Annotated in this window: 10 protein-coding genes; 1 reads left to right on the top strand and 9 read right to left on the bottom strand. The window is 71.8% G+C overall.

Features of this window, described 5'->3' with window-relative positions:
* Window positions 1–130: 130 nt before the first annotated feature.
* Window positions 131–1090, bottom strand: coding sequence for a DNA polymerase Y family protein (locus OG357_RS31140; protein ID WP_329624296.1), 960 nt, complete (start codon window positions 1088–1090; stop codon window positions 131–133).
* Window positions 1087–4578 carry a DNA polymerase III subunit alpha gene (locus OG357_RS31135; protein WP_329624295.1) on the bottom strand — a complete coding sequence of 1164 codons (3492 nt, stop codon included), beginning with the start codon at window positions 4576–4578 and terminating at the stop codon, window positions 1087–1089. Before OG357_RS31135 ends, OG357_RS31140 begins: the two co-directional genes overlap by 4 nt.
* A gap of 203 nt (window positions 4579–4781) precedes the next feature.
* On the opposite strand from OG357_RS31135, the gene OG357_RS31130 reads away from it, so the two are divergent.
* Window positions 4782–5819, top strand: a complete 1038-nt coding sequence (locus OG357_RS31130; RefSeq protein WP_329624294.1) for a DUF3533 domain-containing protein — start codon at window positions 4782–4784, stop codon at window positions 5817–5819.
* Window positions 5820–5884: 65 nt separating this feature from the next.
* On the opposite strand, the gene adhE is transcribed toward OG357_RS31130, so the two are convergent.
* The 7 genes from adhE to OG357_RS31095 form a co-directional block, all read right to left on the bottom strand.
* Complete coding sequence (gene adhE, locus OG357_RS31125; RefSeq protein WP_329624293.1) at window positions 5885–8479, bottom strand: bifunctional acetaldehyde-CoA/alcohol dehydrogenase; 2595 nt, start codon at window positions 8477–8479, stop codon at window positions 5885–5887.
* Window positions 8480–8638: 159 nt separating this feature from the next.
* Window positions 8639–9532, bottom strand: a complete 894-nt coding sequence (locus OG357_RS31120) for a S1 family peptidase (RefSeq protein ID WP_443066760.1) — start codon at window positions 9530–9532, stop codon at window positions 8639–8641.
* Window positions 9533–9717: 185 nt separating this feature from the next.
* On the bottom strand, window positions 9718–10572 hold the full coding sequence (locus OG357_RS31115) for a S1 family peptidase (protein ID WP_329624292.1): 855 nt from the start codon (window positions 10570–10572) through the stop codon (window positions 9718–9720).
* A 258-nt stretch (window positions 10573–10830) separates the two neighbouring features.
* Window positions 10831–11619: a DUF1684 domain-containing protein gene (locus OG357_RS31110; RefSeq protein WP_329624291.1), complete on the bottom strand. Its 789-nt coding sequence runs from the start codon at window positions 11617–11619 to the stop codon at window positions 10831–10833.
* Between the two features lie 50 nt (window positions 11620–11669).
* Window positions 11670–12644: an ABC transporter substrate-binding protein gene (locus OG357_RS31105; RefSeq protein WP_329624290.1), complete on the bottom strand. Its 975-nt coding sequence runs from the start codon at window positions 12642–12644 to the stop codon at window positions 11670–11672.
* A gap of 65 nt (window positions 12645–12709) precedes the next feature.
* Window positions 12710–13510 carry an amino acid ABC transporter ATP-binding protein gene (locus OG357_RS31100; RefSeq protein WP_329624289.1) on the bottom strand — a complete coding sequence of 267 codons (801 nt, stop codon included), beginning with the start codon at window positions 13508–13510 and terminating at the stop codon, window positions 12710–12712.
* On the bottom strand, window positions 13507–14409 hold the full coding sequence (locus tag OG357_RS31095) for an amino acid ABC transporter permease (protein WP_329624288.1): 903 nt from the start codon (window positions 14407–14409) through the stop codon (window positions 13507–13509). The genes OG357_RS31100 and OG357_RS31095 overlap by 4 nt, the downstream gene beginning before the upstream one ends.
* Between the last annotated feature and the right edge of the window lie 22 nt (window positions 14410–14431).

Below are 14431 nucleotides of genomic sequence, written 5' to 3'. Positions count from 1 at the left end.
GGTCCGGACCACAAGTGGGGATGCGCGGTGGGGATGCGCTTCAGCCAAGCTACGCACGGGTAGCCTTGGCTGGGAAGTTACGCGTCGGTAAAAAGTGATGTGTCGTCACGAGCCGTGGGTACGAGTGGAATCAGGCCGCCAGCGAGCCCGGCAGCACCGCCCTCGGCCCGAACTTCGCCCGCGCCCGGTCCGCCACCGCCTCGATCCGCCGCGCCTTCTCGTCCGACGGGTCCAGGGACAGCTGGTGCGCGGCCCCCTCGGCGCCCGTCAGGCCCTCGGCGCGCAGCGCGATGCCCCGTACCCGGGCCCGCTGGAGGCCGAGGGAGTCGTGGAGCGCGTACGCGAGGGAGACGAGCGCTGCCGAGTGGGCGGTCGGTTCGGGCAGGGTACGGCTCCGGGTCGTCGTGCTCCGGTCGGCGTACCGCACGGTGAGCGCGAGCGAGCGGCAGACCTGCTCCTCCGTGCGGAGCCGGGTGCCCAGCTCCTCGGCGAGCGAGAGGAGGGCCCGGCGCTGTTCCGTCCGGTCGATCTCGTCGTGCGGGAAGGAGCGTTCGGCCGCCGCCGACTTCGAAACTGCGTTCGGGACGACGGGGGTGCGGTCGATGCCTCGTGCCCGTTCCCACAGCTCGCGGCCGGTCTTCGCGCCGACGAGCCGCTGGAGCACGCCGAGCGGCGCGTCGGCGACCCGGCCGACGGAGTCGAGTCCGTAGCCGCAGAGGGTACGGGCGGTGGTGCGGCCGACGCCGTCGAGCGCGACGACCGGCCGGTCGCGCAGGAAGGCGGCCGGGTCCTCGACGACGAGGGTGATGCCGGGCCGGGCCTCGCGGGCCGCCATCCGGGCCAGCATGGGGTTGGGCCCGGCGCCGATGACGCAGTCGACGCCGTACAGGGCGAGCGCCCTGACCCGGATCACCGAGGCGAGCTCGGCGGGGCTCCAATCGAAGTAGCGCAGCGCGCCGCGCACGTCGGCGAGCACCTCGGAGGGCGGGGCCACCTCGACCGTCGGGGTGAACTCGCCGAGCAGTTCGACCAGTTGGGGAAGCAGGGCTTCCCCCATCGGTTCGAGGCGGAAGCGTACGCAGAGGATCATCCCGCGCTCCCCGGGCTGCTGTGCCAGAGCTTCCTGGGCGGCCGCGTCGCGCCTTCGCCGGCCGGCCGGAGGTCCGCCCAGGGGTTCATCTCGTAGCCGGTGGGCATCGTGATGCGGCGGCCGGAGTCGCCGTCCCCTCCGGTCGGTACGGGCTCCGCGAGCCGTGCCCCCACCGCCTCCAGGCCGCCGGACGCCCGCAGTTCGACCAGTTCGGCGAGGTTCCAGGCGGCCGAGCCGACCACGCTGAGGCTGCGCGGGCCGCGCCGCTGCACGACGCCCCGGACGAGGAGCAGCCAGGAGTGGAAGACGGTGTGGGCGCAGCGCTCGTGGGCGTCGTCGAAGAAGGCGAGGTCGACCAGGCCCGTACCGTCGTCGAGCGTGCTGAAGATGACCCGTTTCCCGGAGCGGATCGGCGGGGTCTGGGTGGCGGCCTTGGCGCCCGCGACCAGGACGGTCCGGCCGTGGGGGGTGTCGCGCAGCCGCTGGGCGGAGACGACGCCGAGTTCGCGGAGGAAGGCGTGGTGGTCGTCCATGAGGTGGCGGGAGGTGTCCATGCCGAGGATGCCGAGCTCGGCGCTGAGGCGTTCCGTGTCGTCGAGGTCGGGCAGGCCGACGGGGGCGGTCTTCCCGCCCTGGGCGAGCGGGAGTTGGCCGCCGTGGGAGGCGGCTCCCCGGTGGATGCGCCGGAGTTCGGTGAGGTGGAGCAGCAGGTCGCGGCGGTTGGCGCCGAAGGCGTCCAACGCGCCGACCTGGGCGAGCCGTTCGGCGACGGGGGTGCGTGGGCGGGCCCGCTCCCAGAAGTCGAGGAGGGAGGCGTAGGGCTGTCCGGCCTCGATGCGGGCGCTCTCGGTCTCGCCGATGCCGTGGACGTCGGCGAGACCGAGCCGGAGCCCCCACACCACCGGCTGATCGGACACCAGTTCGATACGATGGGCGACCGCCGAGCGGTTCACGTCCAGCGGCAGCACCGGCACCCCGCGCCGCCGCGCGTCCGCGAGCAGCAGCCGCTTGGGGTACATGCCGGGGTCGTGGGTGAGCAGCCCGGCGTAGAAGGCCGCCGGGTGGTGCGCCTTGAGCCAGGCCGACTGGTAGGTCGGTACGGCGAAGGCCACCGCGTGCGCCTTGCAGAAGCCGTACGAGCCGAAAGCCTCCACGATCTCCCAGGTGCGGGCGACGACCTCGGTGTCGTACCCGCGCGCCGAGGCCTGTTGCGCGAACCATGCCTTGATCCGGCCCTGCGACCCGGGGTCCGAGAGCCCGCGCCGTACCTGGTCGGCCTCGTCGCGGCGGCAGCCGGTCATGATCCGGACGATCTCGATGATCTGCTCGTGGAAGACGACCACGCCGTACGTCTCCTTCAGCGGTCCCTCCAGATCGGGGTGCGGGTAGCGGACGGGGGCGCGGCCGTGCCGGGCCTCGATGAAGGGGCGGACCATGTCGGCGGCGACCGGCCCGGGCCGGAAGAGCGAGATGTCGACGACGAGGTCGTGGAAGGTCGCGGGCTGGAGCCGGCCGACGAGGTCGCGCTGGCCCGGGGACTCGATCTGGAAGCAGCCGAGGGTCTCGGTGGAGCGGATGAGCCGGTACGTCTCGGGGTCGCCCTCCGGGATCGCGTCGATGTCCGGCCGGACGCCGGTGGCGCGCTCGACCTCGGTGACGGCGTGGGCCATCGCGGACTGCATGCGCACGCCGAGGACGTCGAGCTTGAGCAGCCCGAGGTCCTCCACGTCCTCCTTGTCGAACTGGGACATGGGGAATCCCTCGCCGCTGGTCGGCACCACGGGGGTACGGGTGAGCAGCGAGGCGTCCGAGAGCAGCACCCCGCAGGGGTGCATGGCGATGCCGCGCGGGAGGGCGTCGAGCGCCTCGACCAGTTCCCAGAGCCGGCCGTACTTGCCCCGCTCCCCCGCGAGTTCGCGCAGCTCGGGCAGTTCGTCGAGGGCGGCGAGCGCGTCCCGGGCGCGGATGTGCGGGAAGGCCTTGGCGATCCGGTCGGTCTCGGCCGGGTCGAGGGAGAGGGCCGCGCCGACGTCCCGTACCGCGTGGCGGACCCGGTAGGTCTCGGGCATGGAGACGGTGGCGACGCGCTCGGTGCCGAAGCGGCCGATGATCGCCCGGTACACCTCCAGGCGGCGGGCGGACTCCACGTCGACGTCGATGTCGGGCAGGGCGGTGCGGCGCTTGGACAGGAAGCGCTCCATGAGCAGGCCGTGCTCGACCGGGTCGGCGTGGGCGATGCCGAGGAGGTGGTTGACGAGGGAGCCGGCGCCGGAGCCGCGGGCGGCGACCCGTATCCCCATGTCCCGTACGTCGTCGACGACCTGGGCGACCGTCAGGAAGTAGGTGGCGAATCCGTGGTGGGCGATGACGTCCAGCTCGCGGTGCATGCGGTCCCAGTAGGCGCGGCGTTTCTCGTACCCCTTGAGGATCATGCCGGCGGCGGCCCGGGAGGCGAGGACGCGCTGGGCGGTGCGGTGCTCGGCGCCGACGAGGTACGGCTCCGGGAAGTGCGCGGAGCCGATGCCGAGGTCGTCCTCGGGGTCGACCAGGCAGTCGGCGGCGACCGCCGCCGTCCGGTCGAGCAGCCGGTGGGCGGCGTCCCGGCGGAAGCCGGCCGCCTCGACGATCAGCTCGGCGGCGGCGGGCATGCCGTCGGGGCCTTCGGGGCCCTTGAGCCAGGCCTCTCCGCTGTCGAGCTCCTTGCGGGGGTCGATCGGGACGAGGCGGCGGGCGGAGTCGAGGACGTCGGCGGCGGGCCCCTGGCCGGGGTCGGCGTAGCGGACGGCGTTGGCGAGGACGGGTGGGACGCCCTGCTCGGCGGCGAAGCCGACGGTACGGGCGGCGAGCCGCAGGGATCCGGGGCCGGTGCCGGTACGGCCGTGGTGGACGGCCTCCAGGCGCAGTGCGTCGCCGTACCGCTCGCGCCAGGGGGCGAGCAGCCGGGCGGCCCGGTCGGGGCGGCCCGCGGCGAGGGCGCGGCCGACGTCGGACGCGGGGCCGAGCAGCACGGTCAGGCCCTCGTCGTGCCCGGCGGTCCAGGGCAGCAGGGGCTGCCCGCCCGCCCCGCCCGTACCGCCCTGCCCACCCGTACCGCCCTGCCCGCCCGTCCCGCCCCCGGCGTGGGCGGCGGTGATCATGGCGCAGAGGGAGGCCCAGCCGGCGCGGGAGCGGGCGAGGAAGAGGGCGCGCGGCGCGGACTCGTCGACGAAGGCGCCGCCCCGCACGGGCACCCGGCGGGCGGAGCCCGGACCCGCGTCGTCCGCCGGCTCCGGCACCTCGTAGGCGAGGTCCACGCCGAACAGGGGGCGGATGCCCTCCTTCGCGCACGCCTTCGCGAAGCGGACCGCGCCGGAGAGGGTGTCGCGGTCGGTCAGGGCGAGCGCGTCCATGCCCCGCTCGGCGGCGCGCTTCGCCAGCCGTTCGGGGTGCGAGGCCCCGTAGCGCAGGGAGTAGCCCGACGCGGTGTGCAGGTGCGTGAATCCCGGCATGGTGCACCTCCCGCACTCCCGCATCGAATTCGTACGTACGTTCCCACCCCCTCGTTCCCACCCTAGCCCATTTCGAACGTCCGTACGATAACCGGCGCGCGGGACACCCACGGGACACCGGCGGGACACCCCGCCCTGCCAAGGTCAGCCATTCGGACCCCTCCCACCTGCGGAAACACCCGCCTCCCCCGAACCTGGGGGGCATGAGCCTCGTCGATGAACTGAAAAGCGCCGTCACCCCCCGAGCCGCCCTGCTCGTCATCGGCGTCTTCGCCCTCCAGCTCCTGTTCATCACCTCGTACGTCGGGGCCCTGCACCACCCGAAGCCGACGGACGTGCCCTTCGGCGTCGTCGCACCCCCAGCGGTCTCCACGCAACTCGTCGGGCAGCTGGACCAGCTCCCCGGAGCCCCGCTCGACCCCCGGGCCGTCACCGACGAGACCGAGGCACGGAACCAGATCCTGAACCGGGACATCGACGGGGCCCTCCTCGTCGACCCGACCGGCCGCACCGACACCCTGCTCGTCGCCTCCGGCGGCGGCACCGTGCTCTCCTCCGCCCTGGAGACGATCCTCACCACGGTGGAGGCGACCCAGCAGCGCACCGTGCGGACGGTCGACGTGGCCCCCGCGTCGCCGGAGGACTTCGACGGACTCTCCGCCTTCTACCTCGTCGTCGGCTGGTGCGTCGGCGGCTACATCTGCGCCGCGATCCTGGCGATCAGCGCGGGCTCCCGGCCCGCGAACCGCGAGCGCGCGATCATCCGCCTCGGCGTCCTGGCGCTCTACGCGATCCTCGGCGGTCTCGGCGGCGCGATCATCGTCGGACCGATCCTCGGCGCCCTGCCCGGCAGCATCGCGGCCCTGTGGGGCCTGGGCACCCTGGTCGTCTTCGCCGTCGGCGCCGCCACGCTCGCCCTGCAGTCGGTCTTCGGGATCGTCGGCATCGGCCTGGCGATCCTCCTCATCGTGGTCGCGGGCAACCCGAGCGCGGGCGGCGCCTTCCCGCTGCCGATGCTGCCCCCGTTCTGGAAGGCGATCGGCCCCGCCCTGCCGCCGGGCGCCGGCACCTGGGCGGCGCGCTCGATCGCGTACTTCAAGGGCAACGACATGACCGCCTCGATGCTGGTCCTCTCGGCCTGGGCGGTCGTCGGCACCGTCGTCACCCTGGTGATGTCCTCGCTGAAGCCCAAGCCCGAATCGGAGCCGATCGCGGAGGAGCTGAGCGACGTCCGCCCGTAAGGCACGCGGAGAAGGCCCCCGCCGCGGCGGGGGCCTTCGTCACGTCAGGCCCTACACGTCAGGACCTACTCGCCGTAGTACGCCCGGGTCATCAGTTCCTTCATGTCGTCGATCATCGGCATCCGCGGGTTGGCCGGCGCGCACTGGTCGGCGTACGCGTTCACGGCCTGCTGGGGCAGGGCCTCCAGGAAGGCCGCCTCGTCGACGCCCTCCTCCCGGAAGGAGGCCGGGATGCCGCACCGGGCGCGCAGCTCCTCCACCGCGCGGGCGTACGACTCCACCCCCTCCTCCGGCGTCGCGGCCGGCAGCCCGAGCATCCGGGCGATCTCCTGGAACCGCTCCGGGGCCCGGTAGACCTCGGCCTTCGGCCACGGCACGGCCTTGTGGGTGACGGTGCCGTTGTAGCGGATCACGTGCGGGAGCAGCAGTGCGTTGGTGCGGCCGTGGGCGACGTGGAAGGTGTTGCCGAGGGTGTGGGCCATGGCGTGGACCAGGCCGAGGAAGGCGTTGGCGAAGGCCATGCCGGCGATGGTGGACGCGTTGTGCATCTTCTCGCGGGCCTCGGGCGCCCTGGCGCCCTCCGTCGCGCAGGTCTCCAGGTTCTCGAAGATCAGCCTGATGGCCTGGAGGCACTGGCCGTCGGTGAAGTCGTTGGCGTAGGCGGAGACGTACGCCTCGGTGGCGTGGGTCAGGGCGTCGAAGCCGGAGTCGGCGGTGACCGTGGCCGGGAGGTGCAGCGGAAGGACCGGGTCGACGATGGCGACGTCCGGGGTGAGCGCGTAGTCGGCGAGCGGGTACTTCTGCGCGGCCTCGGGGTCGGAGATCACCGCGAAGGGGGTGACCTCGCTGCCCGTGCCCGAGGTGGTCGGGATCGCGACGAGCCTGGCCTTCTCGCCGAGCTTCGGGAAGCGGTAGGCGCGCTTGCGGATGTCGAAGAACTTCTCCTTCGTGTCCGCGAACTCGACCTCGGGCCGCTCGTACATCAGCCACATGATCTTCGCCGCGTCCATCGGGGAGCCGCCGCCGAGGGCGACGATGGTGTCCGGGCGGAAGTCGCGCATGGCGGCGGCGCCGGCCAGGACGGTGGCGAGCTCCGGGTTGGGCTCGACGGAGTCGATGACCTGGAGGGTGACCGGCTCCCGGCGGCCGTTCAGGATGTCGGTGACCTTCCGGACGAAGCCGATCTCGCCCATGGTCTTGTCGGTGACGATCGTGACCCGGTGGACGTCCTCCATCTCGCCGAGGTAGCGGATGGCGTTGCGCTCGAAGTAGATCTTCGGCGGGACCTTGTACCACTGCATGTTGGTGGTGCGCCGTCCGATCCGCTTGACGTTGATCAGGTCGACCGCGGTGACGTTGTTCGACACGGAGTTGTGCCCGTACGAGCCGCAGCCGAGCGTGAGCGAGGGGAGGAAGGAGTTGTAGACGTCGCCGATGCCGCCGAAGGTGGAGGGGGCGTTGACGATGACGCGGATCGCCTTGACGCGCTTGCCGAACTCCTCGGCGAGCGCCTCGTCCTCGGTGTGGATCGCGGCGCTGTGGCCGAGGCCGTGGAACTCGACCATGCGGGCGGAGAGTTCGAGGCCGTGCTCGGTGGAGTCGGCCTTGAGGGCGGCCAGGACCGGGGAGAGCTTCTCGCGGGTCAGCGGCTCGCCCTCGCCGACCTCGGCGCATTCGGCGAGGAGGATCGAGGTGCCCTCGGGGACCTCGAAGCCGGCCTGTTCGGCGATCCAGCGCGGGGACCTGCCGACGACGGCCGCATTGAGCTTCGCGCCGGCGCAGTCGGTGGCGTAGGCGGTGGTGCCGAAGACGTACTCCTCCAGCTTGGTCTTCTCGGCGGCGGTGACGACGTGGGCGCCGAGCCGTTCGAACTCGGCGATGCCCTCCTCGTACACCTCCTTGTCGAGGATCACGGCCTGCTCGGAGGCGCAGATCATGCCGTTGTCGAAGGCCTTGGAGAGCACGATGTCGTGGATCGCGCGCGGGAGCTTTCCGCTCTTCGTGACGTACGCGGGGACGTTTCCGGCGCCGACGCCGAGGGCGGGCTTGCCGCACGAGTAGGCCGCCCTGACCATCGCGTTTCCGCCGGTGGCGAGGATGGTGGAGACGCCTTCGTGGTTCATCAGGAGGCCGGTGGCCGCCATGGAGGGCTCCTCGACCCACTGCACGCAGTCGGCGGGCGCACCGGCGGCGACGGCGGCGTCGCGGACGATCCTGGCGGCCTCGGCCGAGCACTTCTGCGCGGAGGGGTGGAAGGCGAAGACGATGGGGTTGCGGGTCTTGAGGGCGATGAGCGCCTTGAAGACCGTCGTCGAGGTGGGGTTGGTGACGGGGGTCATCGCGCAGATGACGCCGACGGGCTCGGCGATCTCGGTGATGCCGTTCAGTTCGTCGCGGCGGATGACTCCGGCGGTCTTCAGACCGGCCATCGAGTGGGTGACGTGCTCGCAGGCGAAGAGGTTCTTGACGGCCTTGTCCTCGAAGAGGCCGCGCCCGGTCTCCTCGACGGCGAGCTTCGCCAGGTCGCCGTGCGCGGCCAGCGCGGCGAGCGAGGCCTTCTTCACGATGTGGTCGACCTGCTCCTGGTCGAAGGTCTCGAACCGGTCGAGCGCCGCGAGCGCACCCTGGACCAGTCCGTCCACCATCCCCTCGGTCTCCATGGCAGGTACTCCTTCTTCGGGTCCCTTTTTCTCTCTGATGTCTCCATTCGACACCCGATGACCTGCGAAAAGGTCCGGAAAAGGGCCCGGAGGGAGGGGCCGGAAGTCCTCTTGTGAACGAATTCACAAGAGGATCCCGGTCCCCGTCCGCCGTGCTGCCTAGAAGACGCTGACGCCGTACGCGCTCAGTGCCTCCGTCACCGGCTGGAAGAAGGTCGTGCCGCCCGAGGAGCAGTTGCCGCTGCCGCCCGAGGTGAGGCCGATGGCCCGGCTGCCGGAGTAGAGCGGACCGCCGGAGTCGCCCGGCTCGGCGCAGACGTTCGTGCGGATCATGCCGTAGACGATGTCCCCGCCGCCGTAGTTCACGGTGGCGTTGAGGCCGGTCACCGAGCCGCTGTGGGTGCCGGTGGTGGAGCCCCGGCGGGTGACCGACATGCCGACCGTGGCATTGGCGGCGCTGGTGATGTCCACGCTGCCGACCGTGCCGGACTTGGTGACCGAGGAGTTGGTGTAGCGGACGATGCCGTAGTCGTTGGTCGGGAAGCTCGACCCGGCGGTGGAGCCGAGGACGGTCGAGCGCGAGGAGTTGGAGTACCAGGTGCCCGCGCCGTCGGTGCAGTGACCGGCGGTGAGGAAGTAGTAGGCGCCCGCGCTGTCCCGGACGTTGAAGCCCAGGGAGCAGCGCCAGCCGCCGTCGGCGTAGATCGCGTCGCCGCCGGAGATCAGTTTGGTGAACTTCCCGGGGGTCCGCTCGACGCGGATCGCGCCCGCGTCGGCGCCGGCCTGCCGCTTGATCTTGGCGATCTCGGCGGCGGAGACCGTGGAGTCGGCGGTGACGACGACCGCGCCGGTGGCGGTGTCGACGTGCCAGGCGGTGCCGGCCACGTCGGCGGCGAGCACGGCGTCGCTCGCCGCCGCGAGCCGCTCGGCGCCGAAGGTCTGCGTGGATCCGGCACTCGCGGTGGGGACGGCGAGCGCCGCGACGGCGGCGAGTCCGGCGGCGACGGCGAGCATCCGGACGGTTCTCGTGGGGGTGGTGCGCGTGGTCCTCACTTCTCGTTCCTCCAGAGGGGAATCGGGGGCCCGCCGTGGGGTGCCGGGCCCGTGAGGCGCGGCCCGAGGGAGTGCCTTGGGCCTGCGCTGTGGGGGAGTCTCGGGCCGTACGACTTCCGGCCGCAAGGGCGCGTTTCAGCCGTACGGCCTTCAACAGGCCGCGCTTTCAAGGGAGTTGCAGCGGATCAGTAGAGACTGACCTTGTACTTGGCGAGGGCCTCCGGCACCGGCTGGTAGAAGGTCGTGCCGCCGGTGGAGCAGTTGCCGCTGCCTCCGGAGGTGATGCCGAGCGCCTTGGTGCCGTCGTAGAGCGCTCCCCCGGAGTCGCCGGGCTCGGCGCAGACGTTGGTCTGGATCATGCCGCGGACGGTGCCGCCGCCGGAGTAGTGGACGGTGGCGTCGAGGCCGGTGACCGTGCCACTGCGGGTGCCCGTGGTGGAGCCGGAGCGCTTGACCGACTCACCCACGTAGGCGTCGGCGGCGGTGAAGCCGCCGGGGTGGCTGAGCGAGGTGTTGTCGTAGCGGACGAGCGCGTAGTCGTTGCCGGGGAAGCTGGAGCCCACGGTGGCGCCGATCAGGGTGGACTGCGCCGAGTTGGTGTACCAGGTCTTCACGGAGTTGCCGCAGTGGCCGGCGGTGAGGAAGGAGTACGTGCTGCCGCTGCGGACGTTGAAGCCGAGCGAGCAGCGGTAGCCGCCGCCGTAGATGGCGTCTCCGGCCCCGAGCAGGGGGGTGAAGACGCCGGAGGTGCGCTGGACGCGGAGGGTTCCGGCGTCGGCGCCGGCCGCCGCGCGGATCTTCGCGATCCCCGCTTCGGTGACGGTGGAGTCGGCGGTGACGACGACTCTGCCCGCCGCTCTGTCCACGTACCAGGCGGTGCCGCCGACCCCGGCGGCGTCGACGGCGGCGTCGGCGCGGGCGAGCTGGGCCGCTCCCGCCGGACCGGGGGCGGGGGCGGCCTGGGCACCCGGAAGTCCGAGGGCCGTCACGGCGGCGAGTCCCGCGGCGATCGCGAGCAGTCGGGTGCTGGTGATCCTCACTGTGCTCCTCACAGTTCTCCTTCTGGGAAAAGCGGAGGGGCCCGTGGGTGGCGGGCCCGTGAGTCCCCCAAGCTCTCAACTCCGTTCGAGCAGGGGGACCCCCATCGCCAGATGACGTGTTCCTGACATGCACCGTGAGCGATAGTGACCCTCGTGGCACGGACGCACAAGACCGCCGGACGCGCGGGCGCCCCCGGCCGTCGCGGCCGGGGGCGCCCGTGCGTCCGCGCATCGCGCGGAAGACCCTGGTCGGAAGGGTCAGGAGGGGTTCAGCCGCCGCTCCCCCGCCGGGACCGCGGTGTCGAGCGTGTTGCCCGGCGGCGGGAACGGGCAGATGAAGTGGTCGGCGAAGGCGCACGGCGGCAGCAGCGCCCGGTTGAAGTCGACCGTCACCGAGCCGTCCGCCGCCGGGGCCTCGGGCCGCAGGAACCGGAAGCGGTAGCTGTCCCGGCCGCTGGTGGCGTCCGCGAAGACCGCCCACAGCGAGCCGTCGTCCTCGACGGCCACCTGGAGGGTGTGCTCGCCGCCGTGCAGCTCGAAGGCCAGCTCCCCGGCCAGCCCGAGGCCGCGCTCCCGCCCGTCGGCGTTCTCGACCCGTACGCTGCGCGTCTCCTCGTACGGACGGAAGACGCCGGGCACCACCCAGCGCTCTTCGTACGGGGTGGCCTCGATGCCCGCGAAGGCGCGGCGCGCCTCCGAGCCGGGGTCGAAGTCCCGTACGGCCCAGAGCCCTTCGCGCCGCAGGACCACGAGCCGCCGGCCTGCCGACTCGACCCGGGACTCGTGGATCGGCGCGTGGTCGGCGGTGAGCCGTACGGTGCCGGTGAAGGGCTTCCCGTCGACGGTGATCGCGTCCTCGGCGTCCGCCGTCAGGACCACCTCGTCGCCGTCCTCCCGCCACGCGCCGGGAACGGCCGGAATTCGACCCTCCGGGTGATCCGAGAGCCAGTGCGTGCCCGTGAGGGAGAGCGGGCCGTACGAGGAGGCGACCGCCGACTCGCGGTGCTCGTGCCAGTGCTGCCAGTCCTGCTGGGGATCCGTACTCATGGTGTTCCACCTTTCCATACGGGCTCGGGAAGCCCGTGGCGCGGCGTGGGTCAGTTCTTGGTGCGGGGCAGGCCGAGCGGGTTGATCTCCGACTTCTTCACTGCCTCGCTGTCCAGGCCCCACCGCTTGAGCACCTCGGCGTAGGTGCCGTTCCCGACGATGTGGTCGATCGCGGCCGCGTAGGCGGCGACGAGGCCGCTGTCCTTCTTCGTGGTGGCCGCGATCTTGCCCTGGAGCCCGGCGCCCGCACCCGAGAACTTCCCGGCGACCTCGGTCTCTCCGGCCGAGGCCACGTGGTAGGCGACGACGGGATTGGGACCGAGGTAGCCGTCGATCCGGCCGGACTGGAGGGCCAGGTAGTAGTCGCTGGTGTTCTGGAAGTACGTGATGTCGACGCCCTTGCGGCCCGCCTTCTCGTTCTGCTCGGACCACTCGACGAGGATCTTCTCCTGGTTGGTGCCGGAGCCGACGGCGATCTTCTTCCCCGCCACGTCCTCGGGCCCCTTCACGGTCCAGCCGGAGCCCTTCTTCGCCTCGAAGGCCAGGTCGTCGAGGCGGTAGGTGGCGAAGTCGTACTTGTCCTTGCGCTCCTCGGTCACGGTGACGTTGGAGAAGACGGCGTCGTACTTGGCGCTGTCGAGGCCGACGAAGAGGTTCTCCCAGGAGACCGGGTCGAACTCGGGCTTCAGGCCGAGGGCGTCGGCCACCAGGGTCGCGAGGTCGACCTCGGCGCCGATCAGCGTCTTGTCGTCGGTGGCGCGGAAGGCGAGCGGCGGACTGCTGTTCGCCGAGACGCCGACGACGAGCGTGCCTCTCTTGCGGACGGCCTCGGGCACCTGCGCGGCGATGGCGTCGACCTTGGCGGTGTGGACGCGCTTCTGGTCCGGGCCCACGTTGATGCCGTTGCCCTTCTGCCCCTCGGGCTTGATCTCGCCCGTGGCGGCCTCCCCCGAGCCGCAGGCGGTGAGGAGCCCGAGGGCGGTGAGCGAGGCGAGGGCGGTGAGGACGGTGCGGCGGGACTTCATGACGGACTCCTGGTACGGGAACGGGGATGGGCGGTCGGACGGGAAGGGCGACGGGGGACGGACGGTCAGAGGACCTTGGAGAGGAAGGCACGGGTGCGCTCGTGGCGGGGGCTGTCCAGCACCTCGGCCGGCGGGCCCTGCTCGACGATCCGGCCCTCGTCCATGAAGACCACGGTGTCGGCGACCTCGCGGGCGAAGCCGATCTCGTGCGTGACGACGATCATGGTGGTGCCAGAGGCGGCCAGGTCCTTGATGACGTCGAGGACCTCGCCGACCAGTTCGGGGTCGAGCGCGGAGGTCGGCTCGTCGAAGAGGAGCAGCCCCGGTTCCAGGGCGAGCGCGCGGGCGATGGCGACCCGCTGCTGCTGTCCGCCGGAGAGCTGCTTGGGGTACGCCTCCGCCTTGTCGGCGAGGCCGACGCGGTCGAGGAGCTTCCGCGCCGCGGCCTCGGCGTCCTTGCGGGGTCGCTTCAGGGCGGAGACGGGCGCCTCGACGATGTTCTCCAGGACGGTCAGGTGCGGGAAGAGGTGGAAGTTCTGGAAGACGAAGCCGATCCGGGTGCGCTGCTTGAGGATGTCGCGCTCCCGCAGCTCGTAGAGCTTGTTCCCGGAGCGGCGGTAGCCGACGAGGGTGCCGTCGACGCTGACCGTGCCGCTGTCGACCTTCTCCAGGTGGTTGATGGTCCGCAGGAGGGTCGACTTGCCGGAGCCCGAGGGGCCGAGGACGACGGTGACCTCACCCGCCCGGACGTCGAGGTCGATGCCGCGCAGGACGTGGAGCGGGCCGAAGTTCTTGTGGACGGAGCGGATCTCGACCTTGGCGGTGGTGGCCTCGGCGGTCTTCGGGACGGTGGTGGTGGCGCTCATCGGGCGCTCCCCTTCGCGTAGTGGCGTTCGACGTAGTGCTGGACGACGGAGAGCGCGGTGGTGAGCAGGACGTACCAGGCGGTGGCGACCATCAGGAGCGGGACGACCCGTCCGTTACGGCCGTAGACGACCTGCACCTGGTAGAAGAGTTCGCCGATCGCCATGACGGAGACGATCGAGGTGCCCTTGAAGAGCGAGATGATCTCGTTGGCGGCGTTGGGCAGGATCGAGCGCATCGCCTGCGGCAGCACGATCCGCCGCAGCTGCCGGAGCTTCGGGATGCCGAGGGAGGCCGCCGCCTCCGACTGGCCCTCGTCCACGGCGAGTACGCCGCCCCGGACGATCTCCGCCGCGTAGGCCGCCTGGTGGAGGGCGAGCCCGAGGACGGCGGCGCTCATCTCGCCGACGAGGCCCATCGTGTCGAAGGAGAGGAAGCTCGGCCCGAAGGGGATGCCGATGCTCAACTCCTTGTAGAGATAGGCGAGGTTGAACCAGAAGAGCAGCTGGACGATGAGCGGGATGGAGCGGAAGGCCCAGATGTAGGCAAAGGCGACCGACCGCAGGAACGGGTTGGCCGAGAGCCGCATGAAGGCCAGCACGATGCCGATCGCGAAGCCGAGGGCCGTGCCGTAGAAGGTGAGCTGGAGGGTGACCCAGACGGCCTGGAGGATCGTCTCGGTGGTGAAGAACGCGGCGAAGACGTCCCACTCCCAGCCGGGGTTGGTGACGAGCCCGTGGGCGAACTGCACGAGCAGGACGGCGGTGGCGGCGACGGCCACCCAGCGCCAGGGGTGGCGCACGGGGACGACCACGAGGTCGGCGGAGGCGGAGGGGACGGGGGTGACGGTCGGGTCTTTCGTGAGGGGGGCGGTGGAGGGCGGATCGCTGGTGAGAGACATGGCGGTTCCTCGGGAACGGGTC

Source organism: Streptomyces sp. NBC_01255 (genome assembly GCF_036226445.1).
Classification (GTDB): domain Bacteria; phylum Actinomycetota; class Actinomycetes; order Streptomycetales; family Streptomycetaceae; genus Streptomyces.
The sequence above is the reverse complement of the archived record's forward strand: the minus strand, read 5'-3'. Positions and strand labels throughout refer to the sequence as shown.

What these genes read in the sequence shown, in the direction of transcription:
- OG357_RS31100 (WP_329624289.1), bottom strand. Translation starts at nt 13,510, where the DNA reads ATGAGCGCCACCACCACCGTCCCGAAGACCGCCGAGGCCACCACCGCC.
- OG357_RS31140 (WP_329624296.1), bottom strand. Translation starts at nt 1,090, where the DNA reads ATGATCCTCTGCGTACGCTTCCGCCTCGAACCGATGGGGGAAGCCCTG.
- OG357_RS31110 (WP_329624291.1), bottom strand. Translation starts at nt 11,619, where the DNA reads ATGAGTACGGATCCCCAGCAGGACTGGCAGCACTGGCACGAGCACCGC.
- adhE (WP_329624293.1), bottom strand. Translation starts at nt 8,479, where the DNA reads ATGGAGACCGAGGGGATGGTGGACGGACTGGTCCAGGGTGCGCTCGCG.
- OG357_RS31095 (WP_329624288.1), bottom strand. Translation starts at nt 14,409, where the DNA reads ATGTCTCTCACCAGCGATCCGCCCTCCACCGCCCCCCTCACGAAAGAC.
- OG357_RS31105 (WP_329624290.1), bottom strand. Translation starts at nt 12,644, where the DNA reads ATGAAGTCCCGCCGCACCGTCCTCACCGCCCTCGCCTCGCTCACCGCC.
- OG357_RS31135 (WP_329624295.1), bottom strand. Translation starts at nt 4,578, where the DNA reads ATGCCGGGATTCACGCACCTGCACACCGCGTCGGGCTACTCCCTGCGC.
- OG357_RS31130 (WP_329624294.1), top strand. Translation starts at nt 4,782, where the DNA reads ATGAGCCTCGTCGATGAACTGAAAAGCGCCGTCACCCCCCGAGCCGCC.